Source organism: Streptococcus sp. CF8_Ac1-9, from assembly GCF_024295565.1.
Classification (GTDB): domain Bacteria; phylum Bacillota; class Bacilli; order Lactobacillales; family Streptococcaceae; genus Streptococcus; species Streptococcus parasanguinis_X.
Map to the genome: position 1 here is coordinate 41,048 of NZ_JANCOY010000002.1, position 22,102 is coordinate 63,149.

The window sequence follows — 22,102 nt, forward strand, 5'->3', positions numbered from 1 at the left end:
TCACTGCAAAAAAAGAGGATTACATTGGATTACGTTAAATTAAGAAACATCAAAAAAATCTTAAAAGAAGTCAATAGCTGGAAGGATGACATGGCCCGCTTGACGGATCAACAACTACAGGAGAAGACTGTGGAATTTCGGGAACGTCTAGCAGAGGGTGAGACCTTGGATGATCTCTTACCGGAAGCATTTGCAGTTGCGCGGGAAGCTGATAAACGGGTCTTGGGCATGTTTCCTTATGACGTGCAAGTCATGGGAGGGATTGTCCTCCACCAAGGCAATGTCGCTGAAATGAATACCGGTGAAGGAAAGACCTTGACGGCAACTATGCCGGTTTATCTCAATGCCTTAGAGGGCAAAGGGGTCATGGTTATTACGACCAATACCTATCTGGCAACTCGGGATGCAGAAGAGATGGGACAGGTCTACCGCTTTTTGGGCTTGACTGTTGGAGTTCCCTTGAAACAATCAGAAGACGAAGAATTAGATCCAGAAGTCAAACGGGAGATTTACCGGTCAGATGTCATTTATACGACTAATACTAGTCTGGGCTTTGACTATTTAACAGAGAACTTGACGGCTTCTGCAGATGGCCAATTTTTGGCAGACTTCAATTACGCCATTGTTGATGAGATTGATTCGGTGCTCCTTGATAGTGCTCAGACTCCCTTGATTATTTCTGGTTCTCCTCGGGTTCAGTCCAACCTTTATGGGATTATTGATACCCTGATCCAAACCTTCAAAGAAGGGGAAGACTTCAAGTTTGATGAAGAAAAGAAACGAGTTTGGTTGACTCGAAAAGGAGCTCATGCAGCAGAAGCCTTTCTAGCCATTCCCAACCTCTATGATCCCCAATACCGTGACTTGGTCCGCCATATCAGCTTAGCCCTGCAGGCCAATAAAAACTTTATTAAGGATAAGGATTATGTCATCCATCCCAATGTCGAAGGGCAACCGGAGATTGTCTTACTAGACCAGGCGACGGGGCGCTTGATGGAAATGACCCGTTTGCAAGGAGGACTCCACCAGGCGATTGAAGCCAAAGAGGGTCTCAAGCTCACCCAAGAAACACGGGCCATGGCTTCTATTACTTACCAAAACCTCTTTAAGATGTTTCGGAAGTTGGGTGGCATGACTGGGACTGGGAAGGTCGCTGAGGCAGAGTTTCTTGATACCTATGCCATGTCAGTGATCAAGATCCCAACCAATCGCAAGAAGATCCGCAAGGATTTGCCAGATGAAATCTATCAGACCTTGCCAGAGAAAATCGTGGCTTCCTTGGATTATGTGAAGAAGATCCACGAAAAGGGCAATCCGATTCTGGTCTTTGCCGGATCCGTTGAGATGTCGATTCTTTACTCGAATCTTCTTTTGCGGGAAGGGATTCCACACAATCTTCTTAATGCCAACAATGCTCCTCGAGAGGCCCAGATCATTAAGGAATCAGGTCGAAAAGGAGCTGTGACGGTTGCGACCTCAATGGCCGGTCGGGGAACCGATATCAAGTTGGGACCAGGAGTCGCTGAGTTAGGTGGCTTGGTGGTTGTTGGGACTGAGCGGATGATGAACCAGCGGATTGACCTTCAAATTCGGGGACGTTCAGGTCGCCAAGGAGATCCCGGTTTGACCAAGTTCTTCGTCTCTTTGGAAGACGATTTGATGAAAAACTGGGGGCCAGACTGGATCCAGGATACCTATCAAGACTATGATGTGGATGAGCGGATTGGTTCAGCCAAAGCTCTGACCAAGCGCAAGTATAGAAACTTGGTGGAACGGGCCCAAAATGCTAGTGAAAGTTCTGGTCAGGCCAGTCGTCGGATGACGTTAGAATTTGCGGAAAGCATGAACATTCAGCGTGCCATCGTCTACGAAGAGCGCGACCGCTTGATCAAACAAGAAGGACGCTTGGATGATATCGTTGAAAAAGTGCTTCGTTCCGTCTTTTCAAGTGTAGCCCATAAAAAAGAATACAAGGAACCGGTAGCTTTTTATCGCTATATGTTAGACAATGTGAGCTACCAAGTGGATCCAGAAAAGGCCCACCAAACCTTCCGTAGCAAGAAAACCAAAGAAAATTTCTTATGGGAGATTGCTAAAAGTGAGTTAGAAGCTAAGTATGAGATCCTAGGCACCGATGAGGTGATCGCCCAATTCCAGCGCATGGCCATTCTAAAAGCTATCGATGAAAACTGGGTCGAGCAGGTAGACTATCTGCAACAATTGCGCATGGCGCTCTCTGGTCAGTACACCAGTCAGAAAAACCCTTTGGTAGAATTTTTCCAAGAAGCCTACCAATCCTTTGAACGAATGAAAGAGGCGGCCAAAGAACAAATGGTCCGCAATCTCTTACTGAGTCGAGTAGAAATCAATAAAAAAGGGGAAATTGTCTTGCATTTCCCATAAAAGAGGACATTATGACAGTATACAATATCAACCTTGGAATCGGTTGGGCCAGCAGTGGTGTTGAGTATGCCCAGGCCTACCGTGCCCAGTTGTTACGCAATATCCATCAACCAGCCAAGTTTGTCTTTATGGATATGATTCTAGCCGATAATATCCAACATTTAACAGAAAATATCGGTTTTAAAAATGATGAAATCATCTGGCTCTATAGCCATTTTACAGATATAAAAATTGCGCCAACGACCTATACCATTGATCAGGTCTTAGCAGGATTTGCCGGAAAACCGACTCGTGAAGAAGTCGATGGTAAGATCAAGCGCTTCTTTTATGAGGACCAGGACAACTTTTTGACCTGCTACCTGCGCGCAGAAAACAGTCCCTATGTTGAACGTTGCGAGTACGTGTCTAGAGGAATTTTGGTGAGAAAGGATTATTTCTCCTATACCCGCTATTGTACTGAGTACTTTATTCCCAAAAACAATCAAGCCAACTTGATTGAGCGCCGTTTTTACAATGAAGACGGGACGGTTGCCTACAGCATGCAGATGGCAGATGGCCGCGAAATTTATCGTTTCCCAGATCGCTACCTAGTTGGTCGCCAAGAATTGATCCGCTACTTCATGCAAACTCTTCAATTGACCAAACAAGATCTGGTGATTTTGGATCGGGAAACTAATATCGGTCAGCCTATCTTTGAAGAAGCGCAAAAAGCCCGTCTGGGTGTGGTCGTTCACGCCGAGCACTTCAGTGCCAATAATGTTGATGATCAGTATATCCTGTGGAACAACTACTACGAGTACCAATTTACCAATGCAGACAAGGTAGACTTCTTTATTGTCGCGACTGATCGCCAAAAAGAAATCTTGGCTGAGCAGTTTGCTAAATACACCAACCATCAGCCGGCCATCTATACCATTCCGGTTGGGAGTCTTGCAAGCTTGCCACAAAACGAAAATCGCACCCCATTTTCTATGATTACTGCCTCACGTTTGGCGACAGAAAAGCATATTGACTGGTTGGTGCGAGCAGTGGTTCGCGCCAAAAAAGAATTGCCAGAACTGTCTTTTGACATCTATGGAAAAGGTGGAGAAGAAGGCAAGCTGCGTTCTCTGATTGATGAATTGGGAGCGGCAGACTATATCCATCTCAAAGGACATGCCAATCTGGAAGAAATTTATAAGAACTATGAAGTTTACCTGTCCGCGTCGACCAGCGAAGGCTTTGGGTTGACCTTGATGGAGGCGATTGGTTCTGGACTTCCGATCATCGGTTTTGATGTTCCTTATGGCAACCAAACCTTTGTCACAGAAGGTAAAAATGGCTATCTCATTCCGCCTTCAGCAGATCAAGTGGTCGACCAGATTGCTTCTGCCTTTGCGGAGAAAATCATCCAGCTATACAAAAAGGATGATCTAGCCAGCATGCGTCAAGCATCTTATGCGCGTGCAGAAGACTTTTTGACCAGCCGAGTAGAAGAAGCTTGGGCACAATTGATAGAAGAGGTGACACATGCTGAACGTATTTGATAGTTATTCTCGTGAAAGCCAAGACTTGCTCCACTCTATGAAAGAGTCTGGCTTTGACCACCCGACCGTTGTTTTGGAGCCAAATGGTTTCTTACCAGACGGTGTCGAGTCTCCATTTATCTATTTCTTAGGACAAGCAAAAGGAGAGAAGCGGGGACGCTACTTTAATGAAGTTCCAGTTCCTGATTTCTGGGAAGTTTCTGGGGATAATAGTTCGGGAAAAGTGACCTACTATGGTCAAGAAAAGGCTCGAATTGTGTACCACGCTGCTTCCTACAAACGCATCGTCGAGCGCTTAGAGTGGTTAGATGACAAGGGACAAGTGGTCATGATTGAGCACTACGACCAATACGGTCGTAAGATTGCCGTAACGACTTGTGGCGATCAGGGACAGTATTTGGTGACTACTTATTTTGAAGGGGATACCGAGCGCTTGACAGAAAATCACCAAACAGGGGATTTGATCTTGACCTTGTACCATCAACCCATGCGAATTTTCAAGAATCGCTTAGATTACTTTGTCTTTTATCTAGAGTATCGTGGTTTTGATCTAGATGGTTTGGTCTACAATACGCTGGCTACCTCCTTTAGCATTAGTCTCCAGCTGGGCAATAAAGGCATCAAAGGACGCGACGTCCTGGTGTGGCAAGAGCCTCTTCACGACAGCCTTCCGGGCAACATGCAGTTGATTCTAAAGAGCCCAGAAATCCGGACCAAGAAGATCTTGATTCCGCAAAACGCGACCTATCATCGTGCTTTGCAGTTGACCTCGCAAGATCAGCATAGCTATTTTGGTCCCCTTGGCTACCTGTATGATTTCAAGGTGAAAGACGATATCCGTAAAGACGCCTTTGTCTTGACCAATTCGGATCAGATCGAAGCCTTGACCTACCTAGTAGAGAACTTGCCAAATGTGACCTTCCGTGTAGCAGCTTTGACGGAGATGTCTGCGAGCCTCTTGTCTATGGTCCGCTACCCAAATGTGGTCTTGTACCAAAATATCAGTCAAGAGCGGATCAAAGAGTTGCTTAAGGTCTCTAGTATTTATCTGGATATCAACCACTATGCAGAGGTACAAGGCATTGTTCGCAAGGCCTTCGAACACCAGCAAGTCATCCTTACCTTTAGCCATACCCTGCATGACCGCCACTTCCTCGCACAAGCCAATATCTTTGATCAAGGAAAAGAAGCAGATATGGTGGCCCGTATCCAGGAAATCTACCAATCTGTGGATAACTACAGAGAAGCCGTCGCACAACAAATTGCCCAATCAAGTAGCGTTGAGCCAGCTGTTTTCAAAGCTCGCTTGCAAGAAGGGATAGGTGGACACAGTGAGTGATCGTAAGAAAGATTTATTTTACAAAGAAGTAGAAGGACGGATGGAGTCTCTCAAACGCCGTCCTGCCGAAAAAGAAAAGACGACACGTTCTGAAAAGATCAATGTTACTTTTAATGTGATCATTGGTTTGGTGATTCTGCTGGGAGTTATTTTTACCCTCTTCAGAGTGTTAGGAGGATCCTAAGATGGAAATGGTATTTGCAATCGGGATCTCGATCTTATCCCTCGCTCTTGTGGTTCTGATCACCCTGCAGCCTCGCCAACAACAATCGCTTTCAACAGATGCGACCAGTAACCTAGGAAAACCAAGTTACTGGCGGTCCCACCGTGGACTCAAGCTAGCGACCCTTGTTGTTAGTATTGTCTTTCTCGTATCCTTATTTCTTTATATGATGGTCGTACAGGCCTAATTTCTAATAGAATGGATAAAAAGAAGTTGGTATTCTCCAACTTCTTTTAGAATGTAATCTATCTGTTTCTTACATAATGCAACCTAAATGATACTTAAAAAATTAAAGAGATATCAACTATTAGGCTTACTTAGACATCTATTGAAACTTTCCTTAGGTGAGTACGGACGTCAGCGAACTTCGAGGAAATTCCATGACTTAGTTTTGGACCTAAGGTTCCAAAACTCCCGAGTGCTAGAAACAAGAATGTTTCTAGCACTTATCTCACGGCGGAAAGTTTCTAAGATGACTCTATCTACAATTTGAAGAGGCTGGGACAAAAGTCCTAGCCTCTCAATTATTTTTGGATTGTCAAGCAAGACGCAGTGGTTGAGTGGGCTCTACTACGCTGATTTCATCAGCTTTTACAGCCCTACTCAACTGTGCGGAGGTGGGACGACGAAATCGAATTCTAACGAATTACCGATTTCTGTCCCACACTCTTTTTGATCCTGCTTCCTTCTCTTTTATGGTATACTGAAAGCGACAACATGATTGGAGCTTCCGATGAAAAAGATCCCCTTAGTATTTTCAGGCTGTCTGTTAGGACTGGTTGGCGCTGGAAACCTTCTTGCAGACTCGCTACCCTTCCTTGCTCACGCCTTTAGTCTGACAGGTTTGTTCTTCTGGTTTTTCTTTGTGGTTTATCATGCAATTCGCTGGCAAGAAACCAAGATAGAACTCCAACAACCAGCTCTTTTATCTGGGATGGCGACCTTTCCCATGGCAGGGATGATTCTATCCACCTATCTTTTGCGCCTCTTTCCCGCCTTTGGAGGTCTATCACAGTTGGTCTGGTGGTCTGCCTTTCTATTGGATCTGGGCTTGATTCTCTATTTTACCAAGACCCATGTCCTAGCGCGACCAAGAGCCAATGCCACTCCCAGTTGGACCGTTCTCTATGTGGGCATTGCAGTAGCAGCCTTGACTTATCCAGTTGTAGGAATAAGAGAGATTGCTTATCTCGCTTTAGTGATTGGTTTTGGTTTGACCTTTCTTCTTTATCCCCTTATCTATCATGATTTGAAGAAGTCCCCCTTGCCCAGTCATCTGTTGGGCCAAGAAGGCATCTATTGCGCTCCCTTTTCCCTTCTTTTAGCAGCTCTGGTTCGTGTGGGTGGAGCGAGCCTTCCTGTCTGGTTCTTACTGATCATGGTAGTTGCCTCACAAGGTTTTTATTTCTTTGTGTTGACGCGTCTACCGAGAATGATCAAAGAAGGTTTTCAACCTGCTTTTTCAGCTCTGACCTTTCCAACAGTTATCACAGCGACCTCTTTGAAAATGGCCCAAGGCTTGTTGCAACTACCTTTCTTGACAGCTCTCGTATGGCTGGAAACTCTTCTTTGTCTCTTGATTTTAGTCGCTGTCTTAGGTGGTTATGTGGCCTATCTCAGAGAGTAGGAAGGCATCCTTTTTCATTGAAACCTTGTCACGATTATGGTAAGATGCACTATACGATTTGTCAGACTTTATAGGAAAGGTATCTATGAAATTCATCAAAGGAAAGCTCTCACTGCTGTATCCCCTCTTTCTGCTCTTGTTTTATTTTTATGTTCGGCCTCAATTTCGCCCCTTGGCCCAGTATGTCTCCAATAGTGTAGCAAGCGCCAATAGCTATTATTGGACCTTATTTGGCCTAGAAGGCCTCTATGCAGTATTTACAGGATTTTTGGTCTATCGTTTTTCTAAAAAAGCGCAGTTTAAGCTGGGGAAGAATCCTCTTCAAGCTCTGATAGAAGCCGTTTTTGCGGCCTGTTTGGTTTACTGGCTGGACTACTTCATCAGTGGTTTTGTTCAAGGACGAGCAGCCGTTTTGAGTCTCTTTCCACGGGAAATTAGTCCCACAGGGGTGCTTATCCTGGTGATCGCAATGGTCGTCATCCGGCCAGTGACAGAAGAGCTGATTTTTCGTGGAGCCTTGGTGAATGCCTACTTCAAAGGCTGGAAACTCTATGCTGAGATTTGGCTTCCAGCCCTCATCTATAGTGGGCTACATTTTGTCCATCATCCTTTTTCGCTAGGAGCTTTTATTATTTATCTCTTACCGAGTTTGATTTTTGGGACTCTTTATTATCGGAGCAAGTCGCTTCTTTCTCCGATTTTAGGCCATATCTTGCTCAATCTCTATTATACCTTGCCATTGCTTTTATCCGTATTCCAGTAGCAACCGATTTCCTAAGGGAGATTGGTTTTTTTTGAAAATGTGGTATAATAGAATAAATTTAATAGAGGGAGTGGAGGTTTGAAAAAAAGCTACCGCGTCAAACGTGACAAAGATTTTAATGCTATTTTTAAAAGTGGTCAAAATGTTGCCAATCGGAAATTCGTTGTTTACCGCTTGCGCAAAGACCAACCGCATTTTCGAGTCGGCCTGTCTGTTAGTAAGAAACTGGGAAATGCTGTGACCAGAAATCGCATCAAACGTTTGATTCGCCATGTTTTGATCAAACACCAAGCCTGCCTTACGACCGATGATTTTGTCGTCATTGCTCGTAAAGGAGTGGAGGAGCTCGACTTCCATCAAGTAGAGAAAAATCTCGTACATGTCTTAAAATTAGCGCATGTCTACCAAGAAAGGGAATAATGTGAAAAAGAAACTGAAGTTAATTGGATTATTAGGAGCGGCCTTAATGGTCTTGACAGCTTGTGGGACCTCTCAAGTGACAGCCGAATCGACAGGTGGTTGGGAACGCTTCGTCTACTTCTTTGCAGAAGCCATCCGCTTCTTGTCGTTTGGTGGCAGTATCGGTGTTGGGATTATTGTCTTTACCATTGTCATTCGGACGGTCCTCTTGCCTCTCTTCCAATATCAAATGAATTCAACTCGCAAAATGCAGGAAATTCAACCCCTCCTCAAGGAATTGCAAGCTAAGTATCCTGGGAAGGATCTCGATAGCCGGACTAAGCTTTCTGAAGAGATGCGGGCCCTTTACAAGGAAAAAGGTGTCAAAACGTCTTCAGCCTTCCTTCCTCTCTTAATTCAGATGCCGGTCTTGATGGCCTTGTTCCAAGCGCTGAGCCGTGTCGAATTCCTTAAAGTCGGTCACTTCCTCTGGTTGGACCTTGGCGCGATCGACCCGACTTATATCTTGCCGGTTCTTGCAGCACTCTTCACATTTTTCAGCAGTTGGTTGACCAATAAAGCCATGCCAGAGCGCAATGGTAGTGCGACAACCATGATGTATGTGATGCCTGTGATGATCTTCTTCTTTGCCTTGTTCTCAGCCAGCGGGGTCGCACTATACTGGGTGACTTCCAATGCTTACCAAGTCGGGCAAACCTATCTCTTGAACAACCCCTTCAAGATTATTGCAGAGCGTGAAGCAAAAGAGCAAGCTTCGCGCGACATGGAAAAACAAAAACGCCGTGCCCTAAACAAAGCACAGAAAAAGAAAAAATAAGAAAGAGGTGGACATATGGTCCTATATACTGGAGCAACTGTTGAAGAAGCGATTCAAAAAGGTCTGAACGATTTAGATATTCCTCGTATGAAGGCACATATTACGGTTGTAGCGCGTGAAAAGAAAGGTTTTCTTGGCTTGTTTGGGAAAAAACCAGCCCAAGTAGAGATTGAGCCCATTGCAGAAACAACTGTTGTAAAAGCCAATCAAAAAGCTGTCAAAGGTGTCCCAGATGAGATCAATGCACAAAACGAACCGGTGAAGACGGTGAGCGAAGCAACGGTCGATCTCGGACGCGTCGTTGCAGCGATCAAAAAGGTCGAAGAAGAAGGAGAAGTTGTCTCTGAAGAAATCAAGACCGAAATCCTGAAACATGACAAAGAAGCGGATACCGTTCTTGAAGAAAAAGGACATGAACATATCCTTGAAAAAGTCAAAGAACCAGCGATAAAAGAATCAAGCGAATCTGATTTCTCAAACCTTGGTATCGAGGTAGAGGAAAACTACAACATCGAAGAAGTCGTAGATGATGTGACAGCCTATGTTCAAACAGTGGTCGATGAAATGGATGTGGATGCGACCATCTCAAGTAGTCACAACCGCCGTACAGTCAATATGCAAATTGATACCAATGAACCAGGACGTGTCATTGGTTACCACGGAAAAGTCTTGAAGGCTCTTCAACTTTTGGCGCAAAATTACCTCTATAACCGCTACTCAAAGAATTTTTACATTACCATTAATGTGAATGACTATGTAGAACACCGGGCAGAAGTTCTTCAAAGCTATGCTCAGAAGTTGGCAACACGTGCCCTCGAAGATGGGCAAGCCCAACAGACAGATCCGATGTCAAACAGTGAACGCAAAATCATTCACCGGATCGTCTCTAAGATGGAAGGAGTCACTAGCTACTCTGAAGGGGAAGAACCAAACCGTTACGTGGTGGTAGACATCGAAGGATAATCTAGCTATTATTTCCCATAAGGGAGAGACGGGATTGAGCCGATCTCTCCTTTTTTAGGTTTAGAAAGGAAGCAAATGGCATTTGCAGCGATTCGAGAGTTTTTAAAACTTCAAGGGATGAAATATCAGGCACCAGCAAAGGCAGGGGTGCTAGCCTCGGAGATGGAGCAGTATCGTGTCTTAGCTCAAGCGGCTCGTAAGGAATTCACCGATTTGGTCTCGGCCTTTCAGCAGCGTCACCCTTACTTGGAGCAGGATCGGACCAGCCAATGGATGAACCAGGCCCAGGTCTTGCGGCCTCATTTTTGGGCCTATCTAAAAGGAGAAGGGACGATGGCAGAACCTATGTTTGCCTTGAGGCTCTATGGAGATGCAGCTGATTTTGGAGTTTCCTTAGAGGTGAGTTTTATCGAGCGAAAAAAAGATGAGGAGAGTCTTCAAAAACAACACATGGTTCTCACCCTTCCCATCACTCAGCCAGTTTATTATTTCGCCCAGAAAAATGGAGAGAGTCAAAGGGTAGAAGGAACAGAAAAGAATCGCCATGATCTGTTACAAGCAGTAGCAGAAGGGGCGGTTCGTAAGGTCCTCGTTAAATACGATGTTTCTCTAGTTGAGGAGAGTTCCCTAGAGAATATCCTGGATCAGTTGCAAGAGGCACTGGTGGCTCTGGAACCCTATTACTTGGCAACCCGTCAGGTGTAGAAAGGTGTTCTCCGACCTGTATTTGCAACAATTTTGCCATAGCTATTGACAAACAGGCGTGAATCAGATAGAATAGTAAAGTATGTTTAGTAACTGATCACAACTAGCCGGCTAAACGAATACAAAATCTATGAGGAGGTATTCATCGTGAAACGTACTTATCAACCAAGTAAACTTCGTCGTGCGCGCAAACATGGTTTCCGTCACCGTATGGCAACTAAAAATGGTCGTCGCGTATTGGCAGCTCGTCGTCGTAAAGGACGCAAAGTTTTGGCTGCCTAATTCAGATAAAAACCTAAAAACCAGTAGAAACTCGAGACTACTGGTTTTTGTTTTGTCCGAAAGTGAATTTAGAGGCGCTTTCTGCTATAATAGAAAGAAGAAAAACTCGGAAGAAAAGGAAGATCATGCAGATTTTTGATACCCACACCCATCTTAATGTGGAAGAATTCGCAGGAAAAGAACAAGAAGAGCTCGACTTGGCCAAGGAAATGGGGGTTGTAGCCCACAATATCGTTGGTTTTGACAAACCGACGATTGAGCGTGCCATGGAGTTGGCAGATCAATATCCAGAACTCTATCTCACGCTTGGCTGGCACCCCACTGAGGCAGGAGATTATAGTCCTGAAGTGGAGGCCTATTTACTTGAACAGCTAAAACATCCTAAAGTTGTCGCACTCGGAGAAATCGGTCTGGATTACCACTGGATGACAGCACCAAAAGATGTCCAAGAAAAGGTTTTTCGGCGTCAGATTCAATTGTCTAAGGACTTGGACCTCCCCTTTGTGGTGCATACACGCGATGCTTTAGAAGATACTTATGCCATCATCAAGAGTGAAGGAGTCGGTCCTCGCGGTGGGATCATGCATTCTTTCTCAGGAAGTTTAGAAGAAGCGAAACGCTTCATGGATTTGGGAATGATGATTTCCTTTTCTGGAGTGGTGACCTTTAAGAAAGCCACAGATGTCCAAGAAGCGGCAGCTGGCCTTCCGTTAGACAAGATCTTGGTTGAAACAGATGCCCCTTACCTGGCACCAGTTCCCAAACGTGGTCGAGAAAATAAAACAGCCTACACTCGTTATGTAGTAGACTTCATTGCAGAACTACGTGGCTTAACAACAGAAGAAGTGGCTCAGGCAACCTATGACAATGCAAGAAAGGTATTTGGCCTTGACTGAGAAAAGAAAAATACCAGAAGTGATTGTCGTGGAGGGCAAGGACGACACAGCCAATCTCCGCCGTTTTTATGAGGTGGATACCTATGAAACGCGAGGTTCTGCGATCGATCAAGATGACTTGGAACGAATTGCTACCTTGCAAGAGTTGCGTGGGGTCATTGTCTTTACCGATCCAGACTATAATGGCGAGCGAATTCGCAAGATCATTATGCAAGAGGTGCCCCAGGCCAAACATGCCTTTTTAAATCGTGGTGAAGCGGTGCCCAAATCAAAAACCAAGGGCCGTTCCTTGGGAGTAGAACATGCCAGCTTTGAAGACTTAGAAAAAGCCCTAGCTGGACTGGTCGGGTCTTACGAAGATGAGAATTTCTTTGATATCACAAAGACTGACTTGATGCGGCTTGGCCTGTTGATGGGAAGCGATAGTCGCAAACGACGGGAACATCTAGGCGAAGCCTTGCGCATCGGCTACTGCAATGGCAAGCAATTGATCAAACGCTTGGAATTGTTTGGAATTTGTTTGGCTGAGGTTGAAGCTACCATGAAAAGTTATGAGAATTGAGAAACTCCCCCAAAAGCAAGGGGAAGATGACGCAATAGAAGTAAGTATATACGGTTTAATCAGGCTTGGTTGCAAGCATTAGAAAAGTGACTCCATAGGATTTGTTATGAGTGTAGATAATGAGGATAATTTATGGGAATCTTCGATTTTTTAAAAAAGACAGAAACAACTGAAGCAACAAACAAAACAGTAGAGTCAATTGACAAAACATGCTTGGGAGTTCTAGAACTATTTCCGATAAAGGAGACGAATGAGTTATTGATTATTGGGAGCTTAGAGGGCGGACTCAAGGTTGGGGATTGTCTGCAATTTTGCAATCCCGATCAAGGTATGGACGCTCTTGGTTCTGTAGTCGTGAAAAAACTCATTAATCAAAATAAGGATGTAGATGTTCTCACGGATGAATCTCTAGCTCATTTGGTCATCGATATGGAAACTTCCTTGGTTAATCTTAAAAAGGGAAGTGTTCTCTATAGTTATGGTGTCGATGAGGAACAACGGCTATCAAGCTATACAGATGCTCTTTATAACGCGTTTGTAATTGTCCAAAAAGGTCAAATGTCCAATCAAGACTATCAAGCCGCTAGTCTTGATGATAGCATAGAAATATTGCGCCTCTTTTTATGGGAGTGCCGTCAAAATCAGAAAACTGAAAGTGAAGAAAGCTATCAAGCTAACACTCGAAAGCTAGAACGCCTAGCAGAAATCGTCAAGGACAAGTTGTTAGCAGCAGATTCGATTTACGCGGTCTTTTCAGAAAAAACGGGGGAAGCGTATCTTTTCTCAACGACCTATGATAAAGGTGAAGAGGGCTATCTCTGTTCAGACCCGATGATCATGCTATATACGCCGTGTTGGTATCACCAATTTAAGGAAACCATTGATCGTCGACCAAATTCAGTTGTGAAACTGATTGAAAATACAGCAGATAAAAAAGGAATTGAGAATTTTCTTGGGACAGCCTTTTACTTAAATGGAGCTTTGGGAGCAGCCTTTAATACCAAGGAAGTCAGCATTAGTGCTTCTGTTTTGGTTCAGAAACCAGATTTTTCGAACCTACCAGAGATACAAGTTCCTGTTATGAATCCTGATATTGTAAGATGGATGCTGTTGATGGGGCAGATGGATAAGCCTACAACAGATGACGAAGAAGTAATATATAAGCTCTATTATAAATTCTTCTCAGCAGCCATGCCAAAAGCCAAACTCCTCATTCCTTTAAATGCTACTTCGGGATTCCCCGATAAGAGTCAGGGAGCCAACTCCTTTGTATTGAAAGAAGACGCTAAGTTCAGCATCCCAGTCAGAGAAGGAAAAGATGGGCGCAATTCTGTGCCAGTATTTACTGATTGGAAACGTCTGCGAATGGTCTTTGATGAAAAGTGGAATGGCATGATTGAAGAAGCTGGTGGCATGATTGAAGGCTTTGACTATGCCATAAATCCAACGGAGTATTATGAAGCGGGTGCCTATGTTAGCCTAACAGCTTTTAAGGAAATGCAAAAGTTTAGTGAGGAACTAGAAGGCAGAGATAAAGATTAGAGAGTTTCTTTCATTGGGAAACTATATAGTTTTATCTACATCTTACCTGAACCACTAACCTTTTTCAAAGATTTTGAAAGGAAATGGAATGGCGAATAGAAGTTATATTTACTTAAAAAACGGAGATGAAGCTCGTATCTTAACAGAGGGAATTTACACGATACCTTATTTTTGGCAATTGTTTTGGGATGAAGAAGATTTAAAAGCTCCTATTGCTCTCTGGGAAACAGCAGAAGAACTTGAAGAAGATGAAGAACAAGCAGAAAGATTTTACCAAGAGCAGAATGTAGATATCTTGCTTCCTATTGAAAAATTCCAGCAAAACGCCCTCCAAAATCGGTCTTTTTTAGAAGAAAATGCTTCTCAGACCTTACAATTATATGATGCCTTTGTTCGTTATATTCTTGCAAACGTAAAAGATGGTGATGTGCTCGGATTTGATGTCTTAGATGTTGTTTTTATGGACCAAGTGTCTGTTGTTTCTGATAAACTGTTAAAAAATATACGAGCTATTCGGGAAAATCAACCCAAAGATTTAGATTTTTCTTTGACAGAAAAGAACTTAATTGGTCTTGCTATGGGCTTTCCTGATTATTATGCTTCAGAATTATTGCCAGAAGACAATATTCTAGATTCGGTTGCCTATCAGGGTGAACTGAAGAAAATGAACCCCCAAGAAGATAAGAAAGCGATCGATATGACTGGAGCCGATTCACAAGGGAACAAGTCTCGTGTTCTTTTAGTGTTTTGGATTGTGTTGGCACTAGGAATTATGTGGGTTTTATATATTGTTTTTAGCTAATAAATAGAAAAGAGAATACATGAGAATTGCAGATTATAGCGTGACCAAGGCAGTGCTGGAGCGTCACGGTTTTACCTTTAAAAAATCCTTCGGTCAGAACTTCTTGACCGATACCAACATCCTTCAAAAAATTGTGGATACGGCTGAGATTGATAAGCAGGTCAATGTCATCGAAATCGGTCCCGGAATTGGAGCTCTCACTGAGTTTTTGGCAGAAAATGCGGCAGAAGTGATGGCCTTTGAGATTGATGACCGCTTAGTTCCCATCTTAGCGGATACCTTGCGTGATTTTGATAATGTGACGGTTGTCAACCAAGACATCCTCAAGGTGGATCTCAACCAGTACATCGCAGAGTTTAAAAATCCAGAACTTCCAATTAAGGTAGTAGCCAACCTTCCATACTACATCACGACTCCCATCCTCATGCACTTGATTGAGTCTAAAATTCCTTTCCAAGAATTTGTGGTCATGATGCAAAAAGAGGTGGCCGACCGTATTTCAGCTGAGCCCAACACCAAGGCTTATGGGTCTTTGTCTATTGCAGTCCAATACTATATGACAGCTAAGGTGGCCTTTATCGTACCACGCACCGTCTTTGTGCCAGCGCCAAATGTCGACTCTGCCATCCTCAAGATGGTGCGTCGCGAAGAACCAGCAGTGGCCGTCAAGGATGAAGATTTCTTCTTCTCTGTCAGCAAGGCTAGCTTTGTCCACCGCCGCAAAACGCTTTGGAACAACTTGACTAGTCGCTTTGGCAAGACCGAAGAAATCAAAGCCAAACTAGAAGTAGGGATTGAAGCTGCAGGCCTGCAACCATCTGTGCGAGGAGAAGCTCTTAGCTTAGAAGATTTCGCCCGCTTAGCAGATGGTCTTCTAGAAGCAGGAATAAAATAAAAGAAAGAGGCTGGGACAAAAATCCCCTGGCTCAAAAAAAGCAACGGATTTGCCGTTGCTTTTTGCATGGATTCGATAGCCTTGGTCAAATAGAATTGATCAGTAAGTCATTTAAAAAATATATCTCATGCATATTCGCTATGACACAAATCAAAAAACTTTACCACTAAAAATCAGTTCTTTCTTGCCACAAGACTATCTCGTCTTTACTATTGAAAAAGTAATGAATACATTGGAGGATAGTCGCTTCTACGCCCTATGTCATGACTTTGGTCGCCCACCTTATCCCCCATAAATGCTTTTAGCTACTCTTCTATTCGACTATTCACAAGGAATTTTCTCCGGATAAAAAATTAAAAAAATACTAGACTTTACTCCAAAGTGTACAAAAAGAGTACAAAAATTCTCATTACTGATGAGTTCAGCAGGCAAGTAGAAATTACTGTTTGGTACTTTTTATTTATACCTAATTTCTACTCATTTTAACTCAATATCCAGTATTCTATCAAATATTTCCAGAAATCTTTCCTCGTCAGCTACTAGCGATAGCTTGGACGCAATTTTAGAAAAAGTGTCCTCACTCACAGAAAATGAAAAGAAGGTTCTATAGTCTATCTCCAAAGCACGGATAATTTTGTCTAAAGTTTCCAACTTGATATTACTATTTTGCCCACGTTCAATTCGTCCCAGAGCATTGACATCCATGCCTGCTTTATCTGCTAACTTCTCCTGTGTCATCTTTTTATTTGTCCTTAACTCATAGATTCGTTTGGAAACATTTTCGCTCAACGACATGCTTTATTCTCCTATGTTCTTTCTATAAGATATAGGCTACCCTTTATTCGCTCAAAACGTCAGGGCGTTATTGTATTTATTTTTTTATAAAAAATACTCTAGATGTGTTTTTATGATATAATTAAATACAAATAAGTCTTTTTATGATAAAAAAACATACTTTTAATATGTAAAACTACTATAGAAAGTCATAATGTAAAAAAGAAAGTACAATACAGAGTCATAAAAAATGATATTCAAACTATTTACCAACGACACTAGTTAAAGCATGGGAATATTTAAAAAAGTTGACTAGAAAAATAGAAAAGGAAAATCAAATGAATGTTTATAAAGTTTTAAAAGACAATATCGAAACCATATACCTTGGAAAAACCGATGGAACTCTCCTTGAAATTGAAAGGGAATATTTTGATTTTCTCCCAGAAGTTGGAGATGAAGTGGAAGTTTATGGCACAGAGGGCAGTTACATTATCAAGCGAAAATCTACTTTTCAACAAACCGCTGAGAATAAACCAAGCAATACAACTGCATTAAAAGTTTGGGGTTGGATTTGTACTGGCACCTCACTTCTACTTTTACCTTTAGTTTTTGGAATTATTGGCATCATCTTAGGCTATCTTGTGCGTAGTAGAGGAGATAAGGAACAAGGGACTATCATTATGATTGCTTCAATCGGAACAATGATTCTAGGTATTTGGATAGGTGCACTTATCGGTGCTACTACTTGGGGATAAAATGAACGGAAAAATAATTAAAATCACAGATACAACAGTATATATTGGATATGAAGATGGTGCTGTCAAGGAAATTTCACGCACATCTCTTGAATTTAAACCTGTATTAGGAGATCCTGTAGAGGTTTATGGAGATTTTGTAACAAAATCTAATCTTCCTGTTAAGTCAGACTCTATTAAAAATAGATTCAAGAGACTATCTCTAACAACTAGAATCAATATCATTGTTATTTTCATACTCCTTGTTCTTCTTACAATGCTACAGCTCGCCTTTACAGACTTTACTAACTATCTGCACAATATCCTAACAATAGTTTTCATTTTATTCCCTCTTGTGCTTAGTATCTTAAATCTGTTTCTTTTGATTCTATCCCTATTCAAGAAAAATCTCTTCCCTAGACTAACTACAGTCATATATCTTGTACTTTCATTAGCCATCCTAATCATTGCTTCACTCACACACCACACATTAACAAATACAAATAACTCAACTAGTCGCATGGAGACAAGCAAAACAGAAGAACTCTCTAGTTCTTCCAAACTAAATCAGTTGCTCAAAGATAACATCGGTAAAAGTATATCTATACAAGCTGAGTTCAATATACCGATGATGGAGGACAGTCCAACTGAAATTAAGAATATTATGGTGTTAAAAGTAAATGGAGTCGACTATGGTGCAAAATATATGGGAGAAACACTGAAAATCAATACCATAAAAAATCCAGATGAACACTCCCCATCTGGAAACAAATGGGTAACCATGGAAGGGAAAATAGTAAAAGATTCTGACTCAATAGCTATTAAGATAATTGATGTTTTTACCGCTGATATGACATTTGATGAATATATATCTAATCGAGAGAAAGATAGCTTTGAGACACTGGGTGTGGTTGAAGAGATTGAAGACACTGATACAATTCTTGGTACTATTATCAAAGTAAGACCGATATGGTTTGATTTAACGGAAGACAAAGAAATTAATGAATTTTACTTCAAAAATGAAGATGAATTAAAAATATTGCTCACAAGAGACACAGAAGAATATATCGAAAAACACTATAGGAAAATGGAAGTGGGAGATACAGTTAATTTATTCGGTTCTGTAGTCACTATTGATGGTGTCAATGTGTTAAGTGCTAATAATAGTGGAAGTGTTCAGGGCGTAGAACGAAAAGATTAAGAGATAATAAAAATGAATATAGGAAAAATTATTAAGATAACAGATACAAATATCTACGTTGGTTTTAATGACGGTACGATGAAAGAATTTACTCATTCATCGCTAGATTCAGAGTTCACAATCGGTGAAATAGTTGAAGTTTATGGAGATATTATCATTAAATCATCTAATCTCCATTCTACAAAAAAATTACGGCAAAACTCTCCCATAGTAAAATCAACCCCCAAAAACAAGTCAAAGTTCTTACGTTATTCAATATTATCTGCTCTGAGCATACTAGTAGTTTTTAGTATCTTTTACTTAGTAACATTTAACCATGTGGACTCTACCAAAGGATTTAAAACCATAGATAACTATCTCAGAGCCAGAGGACTCACTGTACAAGGTTATGGAAAAGTTATGAGTGAACCAGAGGAATCTGGTAACTATGTAACTTTCCAAATCGGTGAGCTGGATGAGTTTATATTTAATAACAATGCAAATAACATCTTTAACAAGGAACATACAAATCTTGTTACAGCTACTGTGAAAATACCTAAAAGTAAGTATTTAGGTGATGTACATAAGGATGACATTATTGGTATCAATGGTAAAACTTCTCAGCAACAGATTGAAGAAATTATCGCAGATAACTACTATACAGCTAAGAATATAAATAACCCTACTTCAAGTTCTTCTGCTGATGACTCTTCATCTGAATTGTCAACTACAGAGAAGAATAAATCTGACTATATACCAGTTAATTTTGAAAAGTGGAGCAATAACGAAATCCCTAACGGAACACAAGCTAAAGTTAAAGGAAAAGTATTGCAAGAAGTCAAAAGATTTGCTAGCCGTACTCTAAAAATTGCCGTAGATAATGACGAAAATAAAATACTTCTAGTTACTATATTTGACGTTAATTACGAGGAACCAATTCATCTAGGTGACCAAATTACTCTATATGGTAATACAGGAGGTCTATCTGACGACAATGAATCCCTTACCGAAGGAATCGAACTACCAAAACCTGTTCCATTTATGATTGGATTCATATACGAAAACTAGGAAATATCATGAAACTAAGATCTAAACACAAAATCATTAGCATCACGGTTACACACGCACATATCCTTCTCAACACAGGTGAAACCACAAAAGTTGCCTTGAATGAACTTTCATTCAAGCCCAAAGTCAATGATATAGTAGAGGTTTACCAGAACAAAGATCAAATCATAGTGATGAAAGTGCGTGAAAAACGTAAGCCATGGATTTACACAGTGATAGTGACAATTGTAGCTCTTGTGATAGGCGGTACAAGTCTTTGGTTTCTCAATCACAGGGACGACTCCACACAAGTTGTCACAAAGCAAAGTTCTTCAAAGAAAAACACCTCTGAATTTTCTTACAGAAGTTCTTCCTCAAATTCCTCCTCTTCTAGCAGTGAACCAGAGGCACCTGTGATTGAAACCTCAGCAGAGGCTCTAAGAGATATGGAGAACGATGGAACGCTTAAGACGGGGCAACGATACCGTTTCACAGCAGAACTTTTTAGACAAAGCGAATGGGCGGATTATTCGGGACATTTCAAGAAACTTAATCCTTACTACTCCATTTGGGTTAAGGCTAGCAATGCTCCTATCTCAGGTATTGAGATCCAAATCATGAAATCACTCACCACAGGCTGGACAGAAGGAATGAAAATCACTTTCACAGTTAAAATCATGGAAGATTCTGAGAAATTTCAATTTTGGGTGGTCACAGAAGCTATACCAGCACCAACACCAAAATTACAGCAACAAGAAAGTACACCACAACCAGAGATACAGGGTATTGATACCGATGCAATCCTACGAGGAGACTATACAAGCATTGCAGGAGTTTGGCAAAATGCATCAGGGCAACAAATTATCTTTGATAATAAAGGGTTGGTAAATTTAGGGACTATTACCAGTGCTAATGCTGGAGGAACTAATGGTATAATTGGTTTACAAGTAGGTTCAAATTCTTCAGGAGGTAGTATAATTATATACCCTATTGGAACTAGCATTATTACGAGAAGTGGTATAGATAATTCTGATAAAAATCAAATTAGAATTATGGCTGTTCAATCACAGCCAATTGACACCTCCGATGTCTATTATCATATATCGAATTAATCAGCTACTCCTCCAATTACTGACTTATATAAATAAAGTACGTCGACAATAATATCCCATAAATTAAAAAAAGAGTCTGGGGCAATAGTCGCCTAGTACCAAAAAAGCAACGGCAAATCCGTTGCTTTTTTGGAGCTAAAGGACTTTTGTCCCAGACTCTTATCTGTATCGTAAGGAAAGGACGGGATTTGAACCCGCGCGTGAAGAAAATCCACTTGCCGGATTTCGAGTCCGGTGCCGTACCGAGCTGGGCCACCTTTCCAAGATGCGGAGAAAGGGATTTGAACCCTCACGCCCGAAGGGGCACATGCGCCTGAAGCATGCGTGTCTGCCGTTCCACCACCTCCGCATAGTTCTATTATACACTTTTTAGGAAAAATGCCAAGGAAAAAAAGGAAGGTGCCCTTTCCCGAATTCTGCTAAAAGACAAGTCATAACAGATACTCCGTCTTCTGTTTCTATCCATTTAAAAAACGAACCTATTCGTTTCTAAAAGCGTCCGGAGAGGTTCACTTTTCGTTTTTTCTTATTGAGCAATCCAGCCTTATTTCTCATTTTTTGGTATAATAGATAGTATTAATCTCAAAGGAGTGCGATTTGCAAGGAACAATCGTCAAGGCCTTGGCTGGCTTTTACTACGTGGAGTCAGATGGTCACATTTACCAGACACGGGCTCGTGGAAATTTTAGAAAAAAAGGACAGACTCCTTATGTGGGGGATCAGGTGGAGTTCTCTGCTGAAGAGAATTCAGAAGGCTACATCTTGAGCATTGCGCCTCGAAAAAATAGCCTCGTGCGCCCTCCTATTGTCAATATTGATCAGGCAGTAGTGATCATGTCAGCTAAGGAGCCAGATTTCAACGCCAATCTTTTAGACCGTTTTCTGGTTCTTTTGGAGCATAAGGGGATTCATCCCATTGTCTATATTTCAAAACTGGACTTGTTAGAAGATATGGAAGACATCCACTACTACCAAGGGATCTATCAAGCAATTGGCTATGATTTTGTCTTGTCAATTGAGGAACTCTTGCCCCTTTTGACCAATCAAACCACGGTCTTTATTGGACAGACCGGTGTAGGAAAATCGACCTTGCTCAATAAAATCGCTCCGGATCTAGAGCTTGAAACGGGTGAGATTTCAGATAGTCTGGGGCGCGGTCGACACACGACCCGAGCTGTCAGCTTTTACCATTTAAATGGAGGAAAGATCGCAGATACGCCAGGCTTCTCCTCCCTCGATTATGAAGTGACGACCAGTGAAGACTTAAATCAAGCCTTTCCAGAGATCGCCGATGTGAGCCACTCTTGTAAATTTCGTACCTGTACCCACACGCATGAGCCCGCTTGTGCGGTGAAACCAGCCGTTGAAAGAGAGGAAATTGCGCCTTTCCGTTATGAGGATTACTTGCAATTTCTAAGTGAGATTGAAAACCGTCGAGAAACCTATAAAAAAGTTTCGAAAAAAATGCCAAAATAGGAGACACTACAACG

Annotated in this window: 23 protein-coding genes and 2 tRNA genes; 22 read left to right on the plus strand and 3 right to left on the minus strand. The window is 41.9% G+C overall.

Going from position 1 to position 22,102, the window contains the following annotated elements; translation table 11 throughout:
• Window positions 1–18: 18 nt before the first annotated feature.
• The 17 genes from secA2 (at window position 19) to rsmA (ending at window position 15,765) form a co-directional block, all read left to right on the plus strand.
• Window positions 19–2,403 carry an accessory Sec system translocase SecA2 gene (gene secA2, locus NML76_RS03685; RefSeq protein WP_080674705.1) on the plus strand — a complete coding sequence of 795 codons (2,385 nt, stop codon included), beginning with the start codon at window positions 19–21 and terminating at the stop codon, window positions 2,401–2,403.
• Window positions 2,404–2,414: 11 nt separating this feature from the next.
• The gene (gene gtfA / locus NML76_RS03690) at window positions 2,415–3,929 is read left to right on the plus strand and encodes an accessory Sec system glycosyltransferase GtfA (protein ID WP_134974401.1); all 1,515 of its coding nucleotides are present in this window, start codon (window positions 2,415–2,417) and stop codon (window positions 3,927–3,929) included.
• Window positions 3,913–5,268 (plus strand): accessory Sec system glycosylation chaperone GtfB, encoded by a 1,356-nt coding sequence (gene gtfB / locus NML76_RS03695; RefSeq protein WP_254732730.1) that lies wholly within the window; start codon window positions 3,913–3,915, stop codon window positions 5,266–5,268. The genes gtfA and gtfB overlap by 17 nt, the downstream gene beginning before the upstream one ends.
• Entirely contained in the window at window positions 5,261–5,452 is a 192-nt protein-coding gene (gene asp4 / locus NML76_RS03700; protein ID WP_003003066.1) for an accessory secretory system protein Asp4, read from the plus strand. Before gtfB ends, asp4 begins: the two co-directional genes overlap by 8 nt.
• A gap of 1 nt (window position 5,453) precedes the next feature.
• Window positions 5,454–5,678: a preprotein translocase subunit SecG gene (locus NML76_RS03705; protein WP_003003038.1), complete on the plus strand. Its 225-nt coding sequence runs from the start codon at window positions 5,454–5,456 to the stop codon at window positions 5,676–5,678.
• A 546-nt stretch (window positions 5,679–6,224) separates the two neighbouring features.
• Window positions 6,225–7,118: a TDT family transporter gene (locus NML76_RS03710; protein ID WP_247923757.1), complete on the plus strand. Its 894-nt coding sequence runs from the start codon at window positions 6,225–6,227 to the stop codon at window positions 7,116–7,118.
• Window positions 7,119–7,203: 85 nt separating this feature from the next.
• Window positions 7,204–7,881 (plus strand): CPBP family intramembrane glutamic endopeptidase, encoded by a 678-nt coding sequence (locus NML76_RS03715; RefSeq protein WP_247923758.1) that lies wholly within the window; start codon window positions 7,204–7,206, stop codon window positions 7,879–7,881.
• A 78-nt stretch (window positions 7,882–7,959) separates the two neighbouring features.
• Complete coding sequence (gene rnpA / locus NML76_RS03720; protein WP_070449427.1) at window positions 7,960–8,301, plus strand: ribonuclease P protein component; 342 nt, start codon at window positions 7,960–7,962, stop codon at window positions 8,299–8,301.
• 1 nt (window position 8,302) lies between these two features.
• Complete coding sequence (locus NML76_RS03725; protein ID WP_247923771.1) at window positions 8,303–9,118, plus strand: YidC/Oxa1 family membrane protein insertase; 816 nt, start codon at window positions 8,303–8,305, stop codon at window positions 9,116–9,118.
• 15 nt (window positions 9,119–9,133) lie between these two features.
• Window positions 9,134–10,081 carry an RNA-binding cell elongation regulator Jag/EloR gene (jag, locus tag NML76_RS03730; protein WP_023919242.1) on the plus strand — a complete coding sequence of 316 codons (948 nt, stop codon included), beginning with the start codon at window positions 9,134–9,136 and terminating at the stop codon, window positions 10,079–10,081.
• 75 nt (window positions 10,082–10,156) lie between these two features.
• A complete protein-coding gene (locus tag NML76_RS03735) occupies window positions 10,157–10,786 on the plus strand; it encodes a ribonuclease P (RefSeq protein WP_150906605.1) in 630 nt (209 codons plus the stop codon).
• 147 nt (window positions 10,787–10,933) lie between these two features.
• Window positions 10,934–11,068: a 50S ribosomal protein L34 gene (gene rpmH, locus NML76_RS03740; protein ID WP_003003086.1), complete on the plus strand. Its 135-nt coding sequence runs from the start codon at window positions 10,934–10,936 to the stop codon at window positions 11,066–11,068.
• Window positions 11,069–11,193: 125 nt separating this feature from the next.
• Window positions 11,194–11,964, plus strand: a complete 771-nt coding sequence (locus tag NML76_RS03745) for a TatD family hydrolase (protein ID WP_195623450.1) — start codon at window positions 11,194–11,196, stop codon at window positions 11,962–11,964.
• Entirely contained in the window at window positions 11,936–12,526 is a 591-nt protein-coding gene (rnmV, locus tag NML76_RS03750; protein WP_254732732.1) for a ribonuclease M5, read from the plus strand. Before NML76_RS03745 ends, rnmV begins: the two co-directional genes overlap by 29 nt.
• A 132-nt stretch (window positions 12,527–12,658) precedes the next feature.
• Window positions 12,659–14,068, plus strand: a complete 1,410-nt coding sequence (locus NML76_RS03755) for an SseB family protein (protein WP_254732734.1) — start codon at window positions 12,659–12,661, stop codon at window positions 14,066–14,068.
• A gap of 88 nt (window positions 14,069–14,156) precedes the next feature.
• On the plus strand, window positions 14,157–14,870 hold the full coding sequence (locus tag NML76_RS03760) for a hypothetical protein (protein WP_024055120.1): 714 nt from the start codon (window positions 14,157–14,159) through the stop codon (window positions 14,868–14,870).
• Window positions 14,871–14,889: 19 nt separating this feature from the next.
• A complete protein-coding gene (gene rsmA, locus NML76_RS03765) occupies window positions 14,890–15,765 on the plus strand; it encodes a 16S rRNA (adenine(1518)-N(6)/adenine(1519)-N(6))-dimethyltransferase RsmA (RefSeq protein ID WP_021153984.1) in 876 nt (291 codons plus the stop codon).
• Between the two features lie 477 nt (window positions 15,766–16,242).
• On the opposite strand, the gene NML76_RS03770 is transcribed toward rsmA, so the two are convergent.
• Window positions 16,243–16,560, minus strand: a complete 318-nt coding sequence (locus tag NML76_RS03770) for a helix-turn-helix domain-containing protein (RefSeq protein WP_021153983.1) — start codon at window positions 16,558–16,560, stop codon at window positions 16,243–16,245.
• Window positions 16,561–16,877: 317 nt separating this feature from the next.
• Here NML76_RS03770 and NML76_RS03775 point away from each other — a divergent pair, with 317 nt between their 5' ends.
• Genes NML76_RS03775 through NML76_RS03790 form a run of 4 tightly spaced genes read left to right on the plus strand, consistent with a single transcriptional unit; the run spans window position 16,878 to window position 20,612 of the window.
• A complete protein-coding gene (locus NML76_RS03775; RefSeq protein ID WP_021153982.1) occupies window positions 16,878–17,294 on the plus strand; it encodes a hypothetical protein in 417 nt (138 codons plus the stop codon).
• A gap of 1 nt (window position 17,295) precedes the next feature.
• Window positions 17,296–18,474 carry a hypothetical protein gene (locus tag NML76_RS03780; RefSeq protein WP_021153981.1) on the plus strand — a complete coding sequence of 393 codons (1,179 nt, stop codon included), beginning with the start codon at window positions 17,296–17,298 and terminating at the stop codon, window positions 18,472–18,474.
• 12 nt (window positions 18,475–18,486) lie between these two features.
• Window positions 18,487–19,521, plus strand: a complete 1,035-nt coding sequence (locus NML76_RS03785; RefSeq protein ID WP_021153980.1) for a hypothetical protein — start codon at window positions 18,487–18,489, stop codon at window positions 19,519–19,521.
• A gap of 8 nt (window positions 19,522–19,529) precedes the next feature.
• On the plus strand, window positions 19,530–20,612 hold the full coding sequence (locus NML76_RS03790) for a DUF6287 domain-containing protein (protein ID WP_021153979.1): 1,083 nt from the start codon (window positions 19,530–19,532) through the stop codon (window positions 20,610–20,612).
• A 173-nt stretch (window positions 20,613–20,785) separates the two neighbouring features.
• Here NML76_RS03790 and NML76_RS03795 read toward each other — a convergent pair.
• Window positions 20,786–20,874: transfer RNA gene (locus NML76_RS03795), tRNA-Ser, on the minus strand.
• A 4-nt stretch (window positions 20,875–20,878) separates the two neighbouring features.
• Window positions 20,879–20,961, minus strand: a tRNA-Leu gene (locus NML76_RS03800).
• Between the two features lie 248 nt (window positions 20,962–21,209).
• On the opposite strand from NML76_RS03800, the gene rsgA reads away from it, so the two are divergent.
• A complete protein-coding gene (rsgA, locus tag NML76_RS03805; protein ID WP_254732736.1) occupies window positions 21,210–22,088 on the plus strand; it encodes a ribosome small subunit-dependent GTPase A in 879 nt (292 codons plus the stop codon).
• Window positions 22,089–22,102 lie beyond the last annotated feature (14 nt).

Bases quoted from the DNA above. Each gene is read 5' to 3' on its own strand.
- gtfA (WP_134974401.1), top strand. From the start codon at position 2,415: ATGACAGTATACAATATCAACCTTGGAATCGGTTGGGCCAGCAGTGGT.
- gtfB (WP_254732730.1), top strand. From the start codon at position 3,913: ATGCTGAACGTATTTGATAGTTATTCTCGTGAAAGCCAAGACTTGCTC.
- NML76_RS03705 (WP_003003038.1), top strand. From the start codon at position 5,454: ATGGAAATGGTATTTGCAATCGGGATCTCGATCTTATCCCTCGCTCTT.
- NML76_RS03710 (WP_247923757.1), top strand. From the start codon at position 6,225: ATGAAAAAGATCCCCTTAGTATTTTCAGGCTGTCTGTTAGGACTGGTT.
- NML76_RS03715 (WP_247923758.1), top strand. From the start codon at position 7,204: ATGAAATTCATCAAAGGAAAGCTCTCACTGCTGTATCCCCTCTTTCTG.
- jag (WP_023919242.1), top strand. From the start codon at position 9,134: ATGGTCCTATATACTGGAGCAACTGTTGAAGAAGCGATTCAAAAAGGT.
- NML76_RS03735 (WP_150906605.1), top strand. From the start codon at position 10,157: ATGGCATTTGCAGCGATTCGAGAGTTTTTAAAACTTCAAGGGATGAAA.
- NML76_RS03745 (WP_195623450.1), top strand. From the start codon at position 11,194: ATGCAGATTTTTGATACCCACACCCATCTTAATGTGGAAGAATTCGCA.
- rnmV (WP_254732732.1), top strand. From the start codon at position 11,936: ATGCAAGAAAGGTATTTGGCCTTGACTGAGAAAAGAAAAATACCAGAA.
- NML76_RS03755 (WP_254732734.1), top strand. From the start codon at position 12,659: ATGGGAATCTTCGATTTTTTAAAAAAGACAGAAACAACTGAAGCAACA.
- NML76_RS03760 (WP_024055120.1), top strand. From the start codon at position 14,157: ATGGCGAATAGAAGTTATATTTACTTAAAAAACGGAGATGAAGCTCGT.
- rsmA (WP_021153984.1), top strand. From the start codon at position 14,890: ATGAGAATTGCAGATTATAGCGTGACCAAGGCAGTGCTGGAGCGTCAC.
- NML76_RS03770 (WP_021153983.1), bottom strand. From the start codon at position 16,560: ATGTCGTTGAGCGAAAATGTTTCCAAACGAATCTATGAGTTAAGGACA.
- NML76_RS03775 (WP_021153982.1), top strand. From the start codon at position 16,878: ATGAATGTTTATAAAGTTTTAAAAGACAATATCGAAACCATATACCTT.
- NML76_RS03780 (WP_021153981.1), top strand. From the start codon at position 17,296: ATGAACGGAAAAATAATTAAAATCACAGATACAACAGTATATATTGGA.
- NML76_RS03785 (WP_021153980.1), top strand. From the start codon at position 18,487: ATGAATATAGGAAAAATTATTAAGATAACAGATACAAATATCTACGTT.
- NML76_RS03790 (WP_021153979.1), top strand. From the start codon at position 19,530: ATGAAACTAAGATCTAAACACAAAATCATTAGCATCACGGTTACACAC.